Consider the following 16,507-nt stretch of genomic DNA (forward strand, 5'->3'; position numbering starts at 1 on the left):
AATGGGATTTACCATTTATGAACTATATAAAAATGTTATAGAAATGATGATAAGGAGGAAAAAAGGATTGAAAATAAAAGGATTAAGAAAAGCAGTTACGATATTTACTGTTATTGCTATAGCAATGACTATCATTAGTATAAGTTTTAATTCTTTATTAACTATGTATTTATCATATAAATTAAATAATGAAGTAGGTAAAGTAAGCTCCATAGGGATTATAGGTGGTGCTGATGGACCAACAGCTATTTATTTGACAAGCCAACCGCATCCATATCTTTTTACTGTTATATTTTTATTGCTTTCAATAGTTGGAGCTTTATATTTGTTTTTTACTAGAAAAGTAATTAAATAGTTATGAGCGCAATTCATTTATTTTAAATCATAGAAGCGAAGACTATGCAATACTAAGGAGAAATTTACTTTGAAGAAACTAGAAACTGCAATTAGATTGAGAGAAGAAGGAAAATTAAAAGAATCGAATGAAATTTTAACAAATCTTGTAAAGGAATATCCAAATGATGCAATGGTCAATTATCAATGTGCTTGGAGTTTTGATGTTTTAGGCCTGGAAATAAATGCAGTACCGTATTATGAAAAAGCTATTTTAATTGGGTTAGATGATGAGGATCTACAAAGTGCTTTTTTAGGATTAGGTAGCACATATAGAACATTAGGACAATATGAAAAGTCAAAAGAAGTTTTTGAAAAAGCTTTATTTAAGTTTCCAGAGAATAGAGCTATAAAGGTTTTTTATGCAATGACCTTATATAACTTAAAGGAACACTCTAAAGCAATGGAAATTTTACTATGTAATTTAACCCAAACATCTTTAGATGGAAATATAAAGAAGTATAAAAAAGCAATAGAATTTTATTCTGATAAGTTGGATAGGATATGGTAATTTATATAATTTCAAATAATCAGTTTTAAAATAGGAAAAGAAAATGATATATCATGTAGGGGAGATTAAATATGAAAAAAACAGAACATAATTCAGTGGGAATTATGTGGAAAAATTATTTAGAAACAATTGGTGAATCTATTTCTAATACCAAGAAGGAATATGTATCATGGCATTTCGAGATAACAGAAGGTGCAGCAAACAAATTAGCAAAATTAGTTTTGGAAGGTAAGAAGAAAGCTACGGCGTCTTCATTATGGGTGTATGAATATGAGGGAGAACCTATACCAAATGAAGGCGATTACAGTATAATAACGGATTGGGATGGTGTCGCAGTATGTATTATTCAGACAAAACGTGTTGAAATAATACCATTCAACTTAATTACAGGAGAGCATGCAAGAAAAGAAGGCGAAGGAGACTTAAGTCTTGAATATTGGAGAAAAGTCCATGAAGAGTTTTTTACTGAGGAATGTAATACTATTGATAAAGAATTTACGGAAGGCATGCCAGTTATTTTTGAAGAATTTGAGGTAGTTTATATTTAGTTAAAGATAAGTATAAAAATGAAAATTATACTAAGAAGAAGAGGAACTATGTATGAAAAAACTAATTATTATTAATGGGGTACCAGGGGTGGGAAAGACTACTATCTGTAGAGAGCTTTATAAATCAATTTCCAACTCAGTATGGTTAGATGGTGATTGGTGTTGGATGATGAACCCTTTTGTAGTCAATGAAGAGAATAAGAAGATGGTTGAAGATAATATTAACTTCTTATTAAGAAGCTACTTGAATAATTCCTCTTATAAATATGTTATTTTTAATTGGGTAATAGGCAACGAAAAGATATTTGAAACAATACTAAGTAAATTAGATGATCTAGAATTCCAACTTTATAAAATATCATTGATATCTTCTCCTAAAACTCTTAAAGAAAGAATGCTAGAAGATGGAAGAACGGAAGAACAAATAGAAAATAGCATTAATAGACTAAAATTTTATGAAGATATGGATACGTTTAAAATAGATATAACAAACATGAGTGTAAGAAATGTAGTCAGTAAAATTTTGGAGATGATAAAATAATGGAAAATTTAGATATAGCTATTGAACGAATTACTAAAAGTAATTATCATATGTTTGATGATATGGTATATTGGAGGACAAATGGATGTGAAAGGACTGGGGAGGAAAGAGATAAGAATAAAGATATAATCTTCGAGGATGCATTTTCGGAGCTTGATCATCAGGGGTTTTATGTTTTTGCTGCTCGTCATGAAGGACGTTTCGTAGGATGGATAATGTTAATATATATACCTAAACTAGGTAAGTGGAATAAAGGTGTAATTTTTGTCGAGGAATTGTGGACAGCCCCTGAATTTAGAAGAAAAGGAATTGCGATGAAGCTTATGGGAAAAGCATTTGAAGTTCAATATGAAACAGGAGCTATTAAAGTTAGACTCTATACAGATAATATGTCAGCACAAAAATTATATGAAAAATGTGGTCTCAGAGTAGCAAATAAGGCAGTATTTATGGAATCAAAGGATAACTAGAAAAACATATACCTTTCATTAAGAAATTGAGAAGGTATAGGATATGACAAACTTAAAAAGGTAGGGAGTTATAGTATGATAAAGGTGAATTTTCATGATTTAAATACAATAGAAGATGCTAAACTGCAATTTGCAGTTATTATGGCAAGGTGCGAAGGGAAATGGATATTTGTAAGACATAAGGAGAGACTGACTTGGGAAATTCCAGGTGGACACAGAGAAAGAAATGAGGATATTAATTTTACGGCATCAAGAGAACTAATGGAAGAAACTGGAGCACAGGAATTTAAAATTATTCCAGTTTGTATATATTCGGTAAATAGAGATGAAATTGAATCCTTTGGGCAATTATTTTATTCTGAAGTAGAGAGTCTTGATGAATTACCAAATTCTGAAATAGGTGAGATTAGGCTATTTGACACCATACCTCAAGACTTAACCTATCCATTGATTCAGCCATATTTATTTAATAGAATAGAGGAGTTTTGTAAGAAATAGGGAGAAGATAATGCAAAACTATAAACTGTATAATAGGTAAAAAATCAAGAAGTATAATGGTTTAATAGATAATAAGAGAATAAATTGATTTAGGGGATGTTGATCTATGAAGGTTGTTATAATATATGGAAATGGTAGAAAGGGTAGCACATATAACTGTGTTCAGATAATAAAAAGAACTATAGGGCAATATGAAGATGTTAAATTTGAAGAGATATGGCTACCAAAGGATTTCCCAGAACTTTGTTGTGGATGCTTTAATTGCATTCTTAAGGGAGAACTCTTCTGTCCCCATAGTGAGTATGTATATCCCATAGTTAACTCTATTATTGAAGCAGATGGGATTATTATGGCATCACCAGCATATGGACTAGATGTATCTGGAGCAATGAAAACTTTGATAGATCATTTATGTTTTATGTGGATGCCTCATAGACCTCATAATGAAGTGTTTTCAAAGATAGGGTTTGTAGTTTCAACTGCAGCAGGAAGTGGCATGAAAAGGACAAATAAAACTATGAAGCTAGCTTTGAACTACATGGGTTTTAAGCGTGTATATGACTTTGGTAGTGCTGTTGCTGCATCTAGATGGGAAGACGTAAAAGGAAGTAAGAAACTGATTATTGAAAAAAAGCTTATCAAAAAATCTCACAAATATTATCAATCTCTAGTTGATAGGAAGAAGTTGAAATCTAGATTATCTACTAGATTGACTTTTATAGTAATGAGGAAGATGATATCTGGATATCAAGATGGAAATATTGATAAAGAGTATTGGAAAAGTATGGGCTGGTTTGATAACATTAAGCCAGTGTAGTTAGTGTTAGTATTATAAATGGTACTTTTTAAGGATTTCAATAGGTTATATTTGAATTTATAGTAGTAAGATAATACGATATGAATAAAATAATTTACTGGAGGAATAAAATGCTTCAAGATGATTTTTTATTAAAGCCATCAAAATATGTTATTGATAATTGGATATTAAATTTATTACCTGAGTATGATATATATTTTTTAAAAGAGTTGCCTAGTGATTTAGATTTAAATTTATGCTTACCAATGCCGGTGAATGAGTATTTTGATCACCCTGTTTATTCTCAATTAGAATATGTAAATGCTTATGAACTTTGGAGGATATCAAATAAAGCTAATTATGCCATTATAGATTTCGGTAATTGGTTTGATGATTTATCAAGAGCTAATCAAAAGCAGGTGTTACTTAATCAATATGAATTAAATAGAGGATTAGTTGTTTCTTTAGATTGGTTTTATATAGATAATAAACTTTTAGAAAATAATCTAATTAAAAATAAGGTAGTTATGAACAGAAATTTATGGGAGAGCTTATCTTATCAAGATAAGGAACGATTTATATATCATTATGCACAGGATTGGGAAGACTGGAATTGCAAAACAGTTAGTAATGAAATAGATATGGATATAGATTTAATCAGCATAGTTAATACCTTTACAATTAAAGAAGGAATCAATTGTTTAAGCACTGTATTATATTGTTTAACTCATCAAGAAAATATATTAAAACAATGGGTTCATGAAAAAACATTTTTAATAGCTTTAGAACAACTGGGATATAAAGAAACCAGAGATAACAAAATTGAAAGAAATACAGTAATTGTTTTTAAGGATGATGAAAAGATAATTCATGCTGCTTATATAGTATCAGAAGGCTTAGCAATTAATAAAAGTGGTCAATCTAAATTTAATCCCATAAAACTAGTAGATATAGATATATTGATAAAAGAGTAGAATCCATTACATTATGTAATCTATAGAAGATAAAAGGTATATTGAATACTGGAGGGAATTACATGAAGGAAATTGAACATTGGTATGACGAAAAGTATGATGAATGGGAAAGGCTTGAGAGACATAAAATTGAATTTGATATTACTAGAAGATATATGGATGAATATATAATTGGAGAGAATTTAGATATATTTGATATTGGCGGTGGTCCTGGTAGATATTCTATATATATGTTAGAAGAAAGTGAGTATAAAAAGTGGTTGGAAATTTGTTATCAGTTGAGTCGGGATGAAAATCTTATGGGTACTAGTGAACATTTCTTATATATTGGAAGAAAAAATGGATAAAGAGAAAACTACCTTTTGTAGGTAGTTTTAAGTATGGGAGTTATTAAGTAAAGAGAAGTGTTGGAGGAACCTTTTTTATTTTTCTTTACAATGATTATTATATTCCATAAATGTAAAAACAAAGTTATTCTAATGTTAAATGTATATGAAGATTTTCATGTTTAAGGGGTATGAGAAAGCCACCATGGAACTTGGGTGACTTTCAATATGATTAACTCTCCGATAAAGAAAAGAGTTGGTTTATTTTGATGTGCTTTTTAATAAATCCAAAGCTGACTGTGGTACATAGAATTTTCCATCTATTAAAACAGCTATTTCACCATTTAGGCTTATATCTTTATCATTTAATTTTGCTATACTTTGATTTGCTTTTATAACTAAAGTTTTTCCATTTTCATTTAAAGTTAATACATTACCATCTAATTTAGCACCTGTTCTATTTGTTACATCTACGAACAACTTTTGTGTAGCCTTTTCTAAATCAAGATTCATAGCATTAGCTATAAACTTAGCAACATCTGTATTTTCATTGACTCCAATGAGCGGTGTTTTATCAACTTTTTTTGGTGCGTAGATATATACAGGTACGTCTTCGCCAGTATGACCGCCAGTCGTATAACCAATATAAGCTTTTTGATTCATTATTTTTATAAGATTGGAAGATGTTGGATCATTTTTGAACTGTGTAATTAAATCATTTACCTTTGCATTATTATAAGTATCTCTATCTTTTGAAGTAATATCAGCTGGCGTATAGCCATCGGGGTTAATTCCATAAGCCTTTAGAACCTCGGAAATATTAGATTTGTCTTCTTTAAGTAATGACATAGCTCCTTCAGCAGTTTTTGTTGCTCCCTTTAAAGGAGATAAAATACTAAATGGTGCAGAGTCATATCCAATTAAGTCATAACTGCCTATAGAAATACCGCTATTTCCATGATCTGTTACTGCGATAACTATTGTATTTCCATCTTTTTTAGCAAAGTCTAAAGCCACTTTAAAGGCTTCGTCAAATGCTAAAACATCAGAAATAATACCTATGGTATCATTAGCATGAGCTGCCCAGTCTATTTTACTACCTTCTACCATTAAAAAGAATCCGTTTTTATTTTTATTAAGAACATCAATTGCTTTTTCTGTCATTTCTGATAGAGAAGGTTCTTCATCTATTTTTCTATCAATATCATAAGATAGGTTACTTGTTCCTCCAGTAATACTAGAAAAATTTCCCCAAAGTTTTTTTTGCGTTTGATTTTTGCATTTCAGTTTTGTTACTTGCTATCTCGAATCCATTTGACTTTGCTATTGCTAGAATATCTAATTCTTTAGTATCGACCTTAGATACTCCTGTACCTAGTAATACATCAATATCTTGATTTAAAATCTGCTCCGCAATTGTAGCGTAATTACTACGTTTCATTTCGTGGGAGCTAAATGCTGCTGGAGTAGCATGCATAAACTCAGATGTTGCAATGAGTCCTACAGCTTTTCCTTCCAGTTGTGCTGCTTCAAGTATAGTAGCCTTTGGTGTTTTATTTGCATCAATGCCTAAGGAACCATTGAGTGATTTATGACCTATTGCGTAGGCTGTTCCAGCAGGAGCTGAATCAGTAATAGGACCATGAGCCCATGTAGTAGTTATAAGTCCCGTAGCATATTGATCCATAACTAATTTATTAGACCCATCTTCGTTTCCATTGAGCATGTATCTGGCAATGGCTGTGGCTGATACACTCATGCCGTCAGGTATAAGTAGAATTACATTCTTAACATTGCTAGAACTTGAGTTAATAGCTGCTGAACTTATATTGGATAAGTTCAAAGACAACAACATTGCAATTAGTATAAATACTGCAATAAATTTGATTTGTAACTTTTTCATTAATTATCTCCTCCTAAAATTTGATTTACCAAAGATAATTCAATTTAATCCTTATCCTCTTGGATTCTAACATGTATCATTATAATTTATAAATGTAAAGATAGAGTTAGTCTAGTGTTAAATATAGATAAATATTTTTATGTTATAAATAAATTTGTTTTGTATTAGAAAAGATTCTATAAAAAGAAGGAATCTGATAAATTTTGTAGAATAAGTATTATGATAAACATATTTTGCTATGAGACAGTTCTATATGATTAGAGAGGATGAAATGAAGCATATGAATGATGTTTTAGCTTCAACATTAATACAGATTTCTTTTGTTTTTATATTATCGTGGATTTATTATTTTTTGTTTTGCAGAGAAAAAAATGGTTTTTTCAATTGGATAGGATTATATATACCGCAAACTAAAGATTGGATTAAAAGTAGTATTATGGTTTTCGTAATATCCTTACTAATAATGGTTGGACCACTTATTTTATTCCAGTACTTAGGATATATTACGCCAGAAATGACTTATGACAAGACAATAAGTGGACAAGGGTTTAGTATAAATATTTTAATCATAATATTTCTAAAAGCTATAATCCAAACGGCATTATCGGAAGAGATTTTTTTTAGAGGCCTTATTGGTAAAAGAGTTGCTAACAAGTTTGGATATCGAGCAGGAAATATTATTCAATCTTTAGTATTTGGTCTGCCACATGGGTTGCCATTTATGATTATTTATAAACAGTATATTGTTGGAATAGTTCTTATTATAACTGCTGGAATAGTAGGATATCTGCAGTTTTGGTTAAATGAAAAGAAAGCTGATGGAAGTCTAATACCTAGTATAACTATACACAGTATAATGAACATTATGTCCTTTGCATCCAAGGTACTGGGCTAGATATATCAATTTAAATTTATAAATCAAATAGATAGGACTGTATAGCTAATTATTTAAAGAAATATAAAAATATAGGGGTCACAAATTAATATTGATATGAAAAAATTCTATGGAGTAGTTGTTTATGAAGTGAATAAGGGTATCTTCAGAGTTAATATATAAAGCTTACTTTTAATAAGGAAGGGAAAAAGAAATGGATAAAAATGATATTGAAATAAGATTACTACAGATAACAGATTTATATTTAGATGCCTTGCAAGATTTTAATAGATATCAGATAACAAATCGCGTGATGTATAAGGAGAATGATGAATATATGTATAAAGATAATTATTTTATTGAATATTGGGATGAACTAAAAAAGGAACAAGTCATTCAATCATTGATTAAATGCATATGTACAGGAGGTATAGTTGTAGGGGCATTCAAAAATAATAAACTAATTGGATTTGCAAATGTAGAAAATAAATTCTTCGGGAAATATAGAGAGTATCTTGAGTTGCCGTATATTCATGTGTCTTATGAATTTCGAAATTATGGGATAGGTAGACAATTATTTCATCTATGCTGTGAAAAGGCAAGAGAAAAAGGGGCCAAGAAATTATATATTGGAGCTCACCCATCAGAGCAAACACAAATTTTTTATAAATCGATAGGATGTACATTGGCGGTGGAAGTAAATAAGGAAATATATGAAAGAGAACCCTTAGATATACAACTAGAATTTGTTTTATAATACAAATAAGTCTAGGAGGAATTCCTATGTTATTTCAAGAAGATAAACTCAACCGAATACTAGAAAATACTGTAGATAATAAAAGTATATTTGGAATATCGGTTAATATCGAATCAGGTGACAATGATTTTTCGTGGATTAATTCTGTTGGCAACTTAGGAAAAAATAGTCAGTATGCTATTGCAAGTATATCAAAGATGTATACTACATCAACTATTTTAAAATTAGCATCAGAGGGGAAATTAGCGTTACAAGATAAAATTGCTAAATATCTGCCTATGGACATTATATCCAAATTACATGTTTATAAGGGAATTGAATATTCCAATGACATTACAATAGAACACCTTTTATCTCATACATCAGGTTTGCCAGATTACTATGAGGAGAAAGACGAAAATGGAGAGTCTGTAGTTGATAATATAATCATGGAAGATAAATTTTTTAGTATTGATGATATTATTAGCAATACTAAAAATTGAAGCCGCATTTTAAACCAGGAGAGAAAGGAAAAGCATTTTATTCTGATGCTAATTTTGATATCCTCGGTATGATAATAGAAAAAACAACAAATAAGAAACTAAAAGATGTATTTTTAGAGTATATATTTGAACCTCTAGAATTGAATAATACTTATTTATATGAGCAAAATTGTAACAAAGAATTTGCACCTATTTATTATAAATCAAAGCCACTTCATGTACCACTTGCAATGGCTTCATTTTCTGCATCAGGAGGAATTATTTCAAATGTAGAAGAGAATATGAAGTTTATCAAAGCATTTTTTAAAGGGGGGTTATTTCCTGAGAAATATCTAGAAAATTTATATAGCTGGAATAGAATACAATGGTTTCCTTTAGAATATGGACTTGGATTGATGAGATGCAAGATGTCAAGAATCATGTCTCCAATAATTCCAGCTCCAGAAATAATAGGACATTCAGGTTCTACAGGCACTTTTTCTTTTTATTGTCGAGATAAGAATTTGTTTATAACAGGAGTATTTAATCAAATGATTAGGCAGCCTTTTCCACTGATTTATAGGCTAATTAATTGTTTTAAATAGTAGTGGCGTATATAAAAAACTGTAAATTTTAAATGGAGGGTAGATTGAGGATATGTCTTAGAAAACTGATATTAATAGCTTAAAGTAATAAAGAATAAAGTGTTAGAGGAGGATGGGGATGTCAAGTTTTGAGAAAGTAGAAACTAATAGAGTGATATTAAGAGAATTTATAGAAACTGATATTCAAGGAGTTTACCAATATGCATCAGATCCAGATGTATCGAAATATGAGCCATGGGGTCCAAATTCATTAAAACAAACAGAAGAATTTGTGAGAAAGTGTATAGAATATCAACATCAAAAAGATAGAGTAGATTTTGAATTAGCAGTAATAGAAAAAAGTAGTAATAAATTAATAGGGGCTTGTGGAATTCATATCTCAGACAAAGGAAATAGAGAAGGCTGGATTGGATATGTTATCAATAAGCTATATTGGCGAAAAGGATATGGAACAGAAATTGCAGAAAAATTATTAGATATTGGGTTTAATAAGTTTAAATTACATAGAATTTATGCCACTTGTCATCCTAATAATCTTGGCTCTGAAAAAGTATTACAAAAAATTGGGATGAAAAAAGAAGGATGCTTAAGAAAGAATATGTGGTGTAAAGATAGCTGGAGAGATTCGCTGCTCTATGCTATTTTGGAAGATGAATATAATCAAGAATAAGAAAATATCAATATACTGCTGATGATCATAGTTCCAATATATAAAAAGCTAGGGGTGAGGCTTTGAAGGTAGCATTTTTAGATAGAGATGGAACAATTATAGAAGATTATGAAGATAATTTATGGAGTAGTATAACTGAACCTGTTTTTATAAATGGATCAATAGATGCCCTTAAAGCTATAATGCAAAAGGGATATGAAATCATTATTATAACAAATCAATATTTAATAAATGAGAAAATCATTACATTACAGCAATATAAAGAGATTACAGATAAGTTTATAAAAAGATTATTAGATAGTGGAATTGAAATACTGGACATATTCTACTGTCCACATTCTAAAGAAGAAAACTGTAACTGTATGAAACCCAAAGATGGAATGATAAAAATGGCATTAGAAAAATATCCAGAAATAGATCTAGAAAATTCTTTTATAGTTGGAGATTCCTTGTGTGATGTTCAATTAGGAGAAAGGTTAGGGATAAAGACATTTGGTATAAGATTAGACAAGTCTAAAGGAAAAACAATAAAAATAGATTCTATAAAAGATATAGTTAAATATTTATAAATATATTTCACAATAAAGTGGTTAGGAGAAATGATTAAAGGGGGATTATATGAAAGCTATAGACCATTTAAACAGATATGTTTCAAATGTAGATAAGTTTATTGATTTTTATAGGGATGTTCTTGACTATGAATTAATCGATAAAGGTATAAAAGGAAATGGGAAGAACTATGCAATTCTTAAGGGTGATGGACATGAACTATTTATTTCTGAAAAAGATAATTTTATAGTAGAAACAGAGCAAAATTTCAGACATATTGGTTATTTTATTGAAAATGTAGATGAACTTTTGCAAAAGTTAAAATTAAAAGGATATGTAGATCAAGAGCAGGAAATTATAGTGAAACCATTTTCAAGGCAGTTTTATATAAAAGATCCAGATGGCTTTGAAATAGACTTAATTCAATGGACAGATAAGAATAAATTCTATCATTATTTAAAAGATAAAAATATAAAATAAGTATTGGCAGAAATTACATACATAATAAAAATAAGAAGATATCAAGAATCTTCTTAAGGTAAATGGAGTGTTAAGTTTATGAAATTATTAAGAAAAACAGTAATAGTAGTTTTAATGATATCTATACTAATCATATTACTTTTACCAAATAGGACACCGAAGATTGAGGGTGAAAATAGTGTAGCAATTATAGAAAAAATTAAATTAGGCGGATTAGAACAAGCTATCTTAGTAAGAGGAAAGGATATCTCTAATCCAGTTCTACTCTTTTTGCATGGAGGACCTGGTTATCCTCAGATATCATTTGCTCGTAAATATGAAAAAAAGCTAGAAAATAACTTCGTCGTTGTCAACTGGGATCAAAGAGGTTCTGGTATGTCTTACTCATCTAATATTCCAAAAGAGTCTATGAATAGAGATCAGTTTATAGAAGATACAAAAGAGCTTATTGACTATCTATGTGAAAAGTATGAAAAAGAAAAGATATATCTAGTAGGACATTCTTGGGGAACAGAACTTGGTTTGTATGTAGTAGATAAATATCCAGAAAAAGTAGCTGCCTTTATAAGTATTGGCCAAGTTGTTAATGGAATAGAAAGTGAAGTGATTTCATATGATTATGTTCTAGAAATGGCTAATAAGAATAAGGATCAAAAAGCCCTAGATGATTTAATGAGAATTGGAGAGCCGCCTTATAAGAATACTGTTAATGATACTGCAGCACAGAGAAAATGGCTATCTAAATATGGAGGAGTGGAAAGAAAAGTAGATACATTAAGAGATATTATTTTAGGCAGCATATTCTCATCTGAATATACTGGAATAGATGGAATAAAATTTACTTTAGGTAATAAATTTTCTGCGGATACAATGTGGGGTCATAATAAGGATTTAGATTTCATTAGAGATATCCCAGAAGTAAAAGTACCTATTTACTTTTGTGCAGGTAGATACGATTATAACACCCCCTCTGTGCTGATTGAAGAATACTATAATGAGATAATAGCACCTAAAAAAGAATTGATATGGTTTGAAGAGTCAGCACATTTTCCAAATTTTGAGGAATATGAAAAGTTTAATGAGCTAGTTATACGAATAAAAGATGAGACAGAAAAAGGAAATTGATTATGGAAATGAAGATTATTTTTAGAGAATTAAAAGACAGTGATATGAATGAAGTATAATATAAAGGGGTGTTTATGAGTGAATAAAGAATTTACATTTGCACGTATCGGCTATGTTTATATACCAACTTCAAATATTGATGAATCTATAGAGTGGTATACTCGTAATTTAAGCTTTAAATTGATGGACAAGTTTATAGATCGTGGATCATTTTTAGCTGTGTTACATCATCCCTATAAGAATTCTATAGCATTATTATTAATAGAGACTGAAGATGATAAAAGAATGGAAATATTACGTAATGGGAAGCCGTTTCCTATTATGGCTATAAATTGTCCAGATATTGAATATACTTATAATTATTTGAAAGGTAATGGAGTTGTAGTTGAAGATATACAGATACTTGGGGATGGAGAGGCAAAATATTTTTATTTCAGAGATAACCAAAATAATTTCTTAGAAGCAGCATGGTCTATTTGGGATCCAAAAGATGAAATAAAAGAAGATTTCTCAAGTGAAGCAAATGAATACATATTTGAATCCCCTAGATTAGGATTTAGGATGTGGAATGAATCAGATAGAGCATTATTTGCGAAAATGAATGATAGTAAGGAAGTAATGAGATACTTTCCAAAGACTTTAGATTCTAAAGAAACAGATGACTTTCTTAATAGGGTACAAGAACATTTCAAGGAAAATGGATATGGCTTATGGGCAGTAGAATTAAAAGATACTAAGGACTTTATAGGATTTATAGGATTATTAACTGCAACTTTTGAGGCAGATTTTACACCATGTGTTGAGATAGGTTGGAGACTAGATAATAAATACTGGAATAAGGGGTATGCAACAGAAGGAGCTAAGGCATGTTTAGAGTATGGATTTAATAAATTGAATTTAGATACCATATATTCTTTTACAGCACAAATAAACAAACCCTCTGAAAATGTTATGAAGAAAATAGGTCTAAAGAAAGTTGGAGAATTTAAGCATCCAAGGGTAGAAGACAGTAGCTTATTGAAACCTCATGTTCTATATAAAATAGACAAGGATGAATATGAAGGAATTTAAAGATAAAAACTTATAATAAAAGGGAGAGGTTTTATATGAATATTAAAAAGATACTATTGACAGGCATTATTAGTTTGACAAAACGATAAAATGAATGATGTTGTCATATTAAATGATATTCCTAATGCAACAGGGAGTTCACTATATAGATATAGGATTGGCAAATAAAGTGTATGACTGGAGGAGATACTAATAAATGGTTGATAAGGTATCTTTAAAAGATAGAGCTATTTATATTATATGTATAGTATTTTTAACTTTGGATTTAACCAGTTCTAATGTGATTTGGGCTAGCGAGATAGGCTATTACATACAAATAGTAGCTAGAATAATTGCATGTATTGGTTTTGCTATTATAGTTATATTGGATTTAGTAGATTCAAGTAGAAAATTAAAGAATAGGGAAAATTTATATAGTAAAAAACAAATTTTTAAAATAGTATCTTCGGTACTAATAGACTTTATAATACTTATTATTTTTGTCATGACCACTTATAAAAGAGCTGTCTCAAAATAAAATTTTGGACAGCTCTTTGTTAAAGATGACCATCCGTGTATATAAATAATATTTATCCAAATAAAAAGAGTGAAACCTTGTAGAAAAGATATTAAATCTATGTGACTCTATATGGATATACTGACTTATTACAATATAATTATCAATAAGTTTTAATTATGGTTTTATATTTTAATAATGGGAAATGATATGTGTTTAATTAAATAGATATTATAATTTGGCTATCAAGAAGAAATTATAAAAGATATAATAAGATTATTAATGGTAAGCATCATACAAATAGGTATTATGTTACATTATTTATTTTACATACTGTTATAAAGGTGATAAGGTAAAAAAGATATATTTCTATATTATGACTACAAAATAAAATTAATAGGATACAGATAACATATTCTTGAGTTTTTAAAAAGGGAGAGAAATAGCAATGGAAAACATATTATTAGTTGAAGATGATTTGAATTTAATTGATGGTTTAGAGTATTCTTTTAGAAAAAATGGGTTTAATATTGATGTTGCGAGAACTGTAAAGGAAGCCCTTTTTCTATACGAAGATCAGAAATATGATCTTCTAGTTTTGGATTTAACTTTGCCAGATGGTACAGGATTCGAAATTTGTAAAAAAGTACGTCTTACCTCAACTGTTCCAATTATTTTTTTAACTGCTTCTGACGAAGAAGTGAATATTGTCATGGGATTAGATATAGGCGGAGACGATTATATCATAAAGCCGTTTAAATTAAACGAACTAATTTCTAGAATAAAAGCATTGTTACGTAGAGCGAACTCATTTCAAGGGGAGGCTAGTATAGTATCTTCTAATGATATTACTATTGAGTTTTTGAACAATCGTGCTTTGAAAAATGGGGAAGTATTGGATCTAACTGTAGCTGAATACAAACTACTTAGCTTACTTATGAAAAATTCAAATATAACTTTAACACGAGAGACCATACTTAATAAATTGTGGGATGGAGATGGCGATTTTATAGATGATAATACACTTTCTGTCTATATCCGTAGGCTACGCTGTAAAATTGAGAGGGATTCAAACTATCCTAAAATGATTCTCACTGTACGAGGTATTGGCTATAAATGGAATGTAGTCAGATAAGGAGGGTTTTGTATATGAAGTTACTCACGAATAAAGATATCCGCCAGCTCTTTCATCATATTATGGTTATTATAATATTAGCTTTATTTTTTTGTTTACTTCTTTCACAAATGGTTATTCATGATTTTAAAACAGAAGTGTTTACTTATAATTATAAGGTTGCAGGATATCTATTGAAACATGGAATAAATCCCTCCTATATTTCTTCTGCATTTGTAGGTTCAAAAACAGAAGAAGAAATTTTAGCAGGCAAAGATTTCTTGGACACATTAGGGTATGGAGTAGATATGAATAATAGGTTATTTTCAGATGGAAATATGCTTCTTCGGAAATATAAGATATATTTTATTTCATTTGTAGCAATGTTTGGAGCACTGATTATAAGTGTTTTTTTTCTATACTTTAAACGCCAGCATAATACTATTGAAAAAGCTAATACTGCAATGAATGCTTTTATGGCTGGTGATGCAACAATACGTATTGACAGCAATGAAGAGGGGAGTTTATATAAATTGTTTGCTTCTATCAATTCAATGACTACTTCTCTAAATGCACATTTTGAAAGGGAAAAAAATACTAAGAATTTTTTAAAAAATATGATTACAGATATATCTCATCAATTAAAAACACCTCTTGCTGCTTTGAAAATGTATAATGAAATTATTAAGGATGAAAGTGGAAATGAGGAAACCGTAAAAAAATTTATTACTAAAACAGAAAATGCTTTAGAACGGATGGAAATTTTAATTCAAAATCTTTTAAAAATTGCAAAACTGGATACAGGAGCTATTATACTTGATAAAAGGAAAGCAGATGTTTCCTTGCTTGTGCAAAAATTAGCTTATAGTTTTGAGACCAGAGGAAGTCAGGAACAAAAAAGTATTATATTGAATGGTCCTAATCATGTTGCTCTTTACTGCGATGTGAATTGGATAATGGAGGCAATAGGAAACATTGTCAAAAATGCACTGGATCATATGGAAGAAGGAGGAAAAGTTGAAATATCATGGGAGGAAACTCCTGTTCTTATAAAAATTACTATAAAAGATAATGGTAAGGGTATTCATCCTGAGGACATTCATCATATTTTTAAGCGTTTTTATCGAAGTCGTTTTTCACAGGATATTCAGGGTATTGGATTAGGATTATCTTTAGCAAAATCAATTGTAGAAGCTCACAATGGTACTATTACTGTAGATAGTACATTAGGGAAAGGTAGTCTTTTTACACTTGATTTTTTGAAACTTACAAATATGTAAGTTGGAATTCACCTTAAAGTAAGATATATATGATATTTTGGTGTTAGCAACTAGAAAGGTGGTAT

The 16,507-nt window shown here is 29.6% G+C and carries 21 protein-coding genes and 1 pseudogene; 21 read left to right on the forward strand and 1 reads right to left on the reverse strand.

The genetic code is table 11. The annotated features are described in order from the left end of the window. Positions 1-67 precede the first annotated feature (67 nt). The 9 genes from CIW83_RS05055 (at position 68) to CIW83_RS22670 (ending at position 5,078) form a co-directional block, all read left to right on the forward strand. Positions 68-355 (forward strand): sodium ion-translocating decarboxylase subunit beta, encoded by a 288-nt coding sequence (locus tag CIW83_RS05055; protein ID WP_201259683.1) that lies wholly within the window; start codon positions 68-70, stop codon positions 353-355. A 69-nt stretch (positions 356-424) separates the two neighbouring features. Next, entirely contained in the window at positions 425-904 is a 480-nt protein-coding gene (locus CIW83_RS05060; RefSeq protein WP_094899782.1) for a tetratricopeptide repeat protein, read from the forward strand. Between the two features lie 71 nt (positions 905-975). Next, a complete protein-coding gene (locus CIW83_RS05065; RefSeq protein ID WP_094899783.1) occupies positions 976-1,452 on the forward strand; it encodes an ASCH domain-containing protein in 477 nt (158 codons plus the stop codon). Between the two features lie 52 nt (positions 1,453-1,504). Beyond that, the gene (locus CIW83_RS05070; protein ID WP_094899784.1) at positions 1,505-1,993 is read left to right on the forward strand and encodes an AAA family ATPase; all 489 of its coding nucleotides are present in this window, start codon (positions 1,505-1,507) and stop codon (positions 1,991-1,993) included. Further along, on the forward strand, positions 1,993-2,463 hold the full coding sequence (locus CIW83_RS05075; protein WP_094899785.1) for a GNAT family N-acetyltransferase: 471 nt from the start codon (positions 1,993-1,995) through the stop codon (positions 2,461-2,463). Before CIW83_RS05070 ends, CIW83_RS05075 begins: the two co-directional genes overlap by 1 nt. 75 nt (positions 2,464-2,538) lie before the next feature. Beyond that, positions 2,539-2,961 carry an NUDIX domain-containing protein gene (locus CIW83_RS05080; RefSeq protein WP_094899786.1) on the forward strand — a complete coding sequence of 141 codons (423 nt, stop codon included), beginning with the start codon at positions 2,539-2,541 and terminating at the stop codon, positions 2,959-2,961. A 106-nt stretch (positions 2,962-3,067) separates the two neighbouring features. Then, the gene (locus tag CIW83_RS05085; RefSeq protein WP_094899787.1) at positions 3,068-3,778 is read left to right on the forward strand and encodes a flavodoxin family protein; all 711 of its coding nucleotides are present in this window, start codon (positions 3,068-3,070) and stop codon (positions 3,776-3,778) included. A gap of 110 nt (positions 3,779-3,888) precedes the next feature. After that, positions 3,889-4,731 (forward strand): hypothetical protein, encoded by an 843-nt coding sequence (locus CIW83_RS05090; RefSeq protein WP_094899788.1) that lies wholly within the window; start codon positions 3,889-3,891, stop codon positions 4,729-4,731. Positions 4,732-4,793: 62 nt separating this feature from the next. Then, positions 4,794-5,078, forward strand: a complete 285-nt coding sequence (locus CIW83_RS22670; RefSeq protein ID WP_201259684.1) for a hypothetical protein — start codon at positions 4,794-4,796, stop codon at positions 5,076-5,078. Between the two features lie 240 nt (positions 5,079-5,318). Here CIW83_RS22670 and CIW83_RS05100 read toward each other — a convergent pair. Next, positions 5,319-6,960: pseudogene (locus tag CIW83_RS05100) on the reverse strand (alkaline phosphatase). Between the two features lie 271 nt (positions 6,961-7,231). Here CIW83_RS05100 and CIW83_RS05110 point away from each other — a divergent pair. The 12 genes from CIW83_RS05110 (at position 7,232) to CIW83_RS05170 (ending at position 16,442) form a co-directional block, all read left to right on the forward strand. Beyond that, positions 7,232-7,855, forward strand: coding sequence for a CPBP family intramembrane glutamic endopeptidase (locus CIW83_RS05110; protein WP_158220023.1), 624 nt, complete (start codon positions 7,232-7,234; stop codon positions 7,853-7,855). A gap of 193 nt (positions 7,856-8,048) precedes the next feature. Continuing rightward, the gene (locus tag CIW83_RS05115; protein WP_094899792.1) at positions 8,049-8,591 is read left to right on the forward strand and encodes a GNAT family N-acetyltransferase; all 543 of its coding nucleotides are present in this window, start codon (positions 8,049-8,051) and stop codon (positions 8,589-8,591) included. Between the two features lie 26 nt (positions 8,592-8,617). Continuing rightward, complete coding sequence (locus tag CIW83_RS24215; RefSeq protein WP_094899793.1) at positions 8,618-9,073, forward strand: serine hydrolase; 456 nt, start codon at positions 8,618-8,620, stop codon at positions 9,071-9,073. After that, a complete protein-coding gene (locus CIW83_RS05125; protein WP_094899794.1) occupies positions 9,070-9,657 on the forward strand; it encodes a serine hydrolase in 588 nt (195 codons plus the stop codon). The genes CIW83_RS24215 and CIW83_RS05125 overlap by 4 nt, the downstream gene beginning before the upstream one ends. Before the next feature lie 118 nt (positions 9,658-9,775). Next, the gene (locus tag CIW83_RS05130; RefSeq protein WP_094899795.1) at positions 9,776-10,327 is read left to right on the forward strand and encodes a GNAT family N-acetyltransferase; all 552 of its coding nucleotides are present in this window, start codon (positions 9,776-9,778) and stop codon (positions 10,325-10,327) included. A gap of 62 nt (positions 10,328-10,389) precedes the next feature. Next, complete coding sequence (locus CIW83_RS05135; protein WP_094899796.1) at positions 10,390-10,896, forward strand: HAD-IIIA family hydrolase; 507 nt, start codon at positions 10,390-10,392, stop codon at positions 10,894-10,896. Between the two features lie 49 nt (positions 10,897-10,945). After that, the gene (locus tag CIW83_RS05140; protein ID WP_094899797.1) at positions 10,946-11,356 is read left to right on the forward strand and encodes a VOC family protein; all 411 of its coding nucleotides are present in this window, start codon (positions 10,946-10,948) and stop codon (positions 11,354-11,356) included. A gap of 78 nt (positions 11,357-11,434) precedes the next feature. Then, entirely contained in the window at positions 11,435-12,481 is a 1,047-nt protein-coding gene (locus CIW83_RS05145; protein WP_094899798.1) for an alpha/beta fold hydrolase, read from the forward strand. Positions 12,482-12,559: 78 nt separating this feature from the next. Next, positions 12,560-13,552, forward strand: coding sequence for a GNAT family N-acetyltransferase (locus CIW83_RS22675; protein ID WP_201259685.1), 993 nt, complete (start codon positions 12,560-12,562; stop codon positions 13,550-13,552). Between the two features lie 196 nt (positions 13,553-13,748). After that, a complete protein-coding gene (locus CIW83_RS05160) occupies positions 13,749-14,069 on the forward strand; it encodes a hypothetical protein (RefSeq protein WP_094899799.1) in 321 nt (106 codons plus the stop codon). A gap of 427 nt (positions 14,070-14,496) precedes the next feature. Continuing rightward, positions 14,497-15,183, forward strand: coding sequence for a response regulator transcription factor (locus CIW83_RS05165; RefSeq protein WP_094899800.1), 687 nt, complete (start codon positions 14,497-14,499; stop codon positions 15,181-15,183). A 14-nt stretch (positions 15,184-15,197) separates the two neighbouring features. Continuing rightward, positions 15,198-16,442, forward strand: a complete 1,245-nt coding sequence (locus tag CIW83_RS05170; RefSeq protein ID WP_158220024.1) for a sensor histidine kinase KdpD — start codon at positions 15,198-15,200, stop codon at positions 16,440-16,442. Positions 16,443-16,507 lie beyond the last annotated feature (65 nt).

The organism is Tissierella sp. P1 (assembly GCF_002266425.1).
Taxonomy (GTDB): Bacteria; Bacillota; Clostridia; order Tissierellales; family Tissierellaceae; genus Tissierella; species Tissierella carlieri.

Excerpts from the sequence above, each read along its gene's own strand:
- CIW83_RS05065 (WP_094899783.1), top strand. The coding sequence starts at position 976 with ATGAAAAAAACAGAACATAATTCAGTGGGAATTATGTGGAAAAATTAT.
- CIW83_RS05070 (WP_094899784.1), top strand. The coding sequence starts at position 1,505 with ATGAAAAAACTAATTATTATTAATGGGGTACCAGGGGTGGGAAAGACT.
- CIW83_RS05075 (WP_094899785.1), top strand. The coding sequence starts at position 1,993 with ATGGAAAATTTAGATATAGCTATTGAACGAATTACTAAAAGTAATTAT.
- CIW83_RS05080 (WP_094899786.1), top strand. The coding sequence starts at position 2,539 with ATGATAAAGGTGAATTTTCATGATTTAAATACAATAGAAGATGCTAAA.
- CIW83_RS05085 (WP_094899787.1), top strand. The coding sequence starts at position 3,068 with ATGAAGGTTGTTATAATATATGGAAATGGTAGAAAGGGTAGCACATAT.
- CIW83_RS05090 (WP_094899788.1), top strand. The coding sequence starts at position 3,889 with ATGCTTCAAGATGATTTTTTATTAAAGCCATCAAAATATGTTATTGAT.
- CIW83_RS22670 (WP_201259684.1), top strand. The coding sequence starts at position 4,794 with ATGAAGGAAATTGAACATTGGTATGACGAAAAGTATGATGAATGGGAA.
- CIW83_RS05110 (WP_158220023.1), top strand. The coding sequence starts at position 7,232 with ATGAAGCATATGAATGATGTTTTAGCTTCAACATTAATACAGATTTCT.
- CIW83_RS05115 (WP_094899792.1), top strand. The coding sequence starts at position 8,049 with ATGGATAAAAATGATATTGAAATAAGATTACTACAGATAACAGATTTA.
- CIW83_RS24215 (WP_094899793.1), top strand. The coding sequence starts at position 8,618 with ATGTTATTTCAAGAAGATAAACTCAACCGAATACTAGAAAATACTGTA.
- CIW83_RS05130 (WP_094899795.1), top strand. The coding sequence starts at position 9,776 with ATGTCAAGTTTTGAGAAAGTAGAAACTAATAGAGTGATATTAAGAGAA.
- CIW83_RS05140 (WP_094899797.1), top strand. The coding sequence starts at position 10,946 with ATGAAAGCTATAGACCATTTAAACAGATATGTTTCAAATGTAGATAAG.
- CIW83_RS05145 (WP_094899798.1), top strand. The coding sequence starts at position 11,435 with ATGAAATTATTAAGAAAAACAGTAATAGTAGTTTTAATGATATCTATA.
- CIW83_RS05160 (WP_094899799.1), top strand. The coding sequence starts at position 13,749 with ATGGTTGATAAGGTATCTTTAAAAGATAGAGCTATTTATATTATATGT.
- CIW83_RS05165 (WP_094899800.1), top strand. The coding sequence starts at position 14,497 with ATGGAAAACATATTATTAGTTGAAGATGATTTGAATTTAATTGATGGT.
- CIW83_RS05170 (WP_158220024.1), top strand. The coding sequence starts at position 15,198 with ATGAAGTTACTCACGAATAAAGATATCCGCCAGCTCTTTCATCATATT.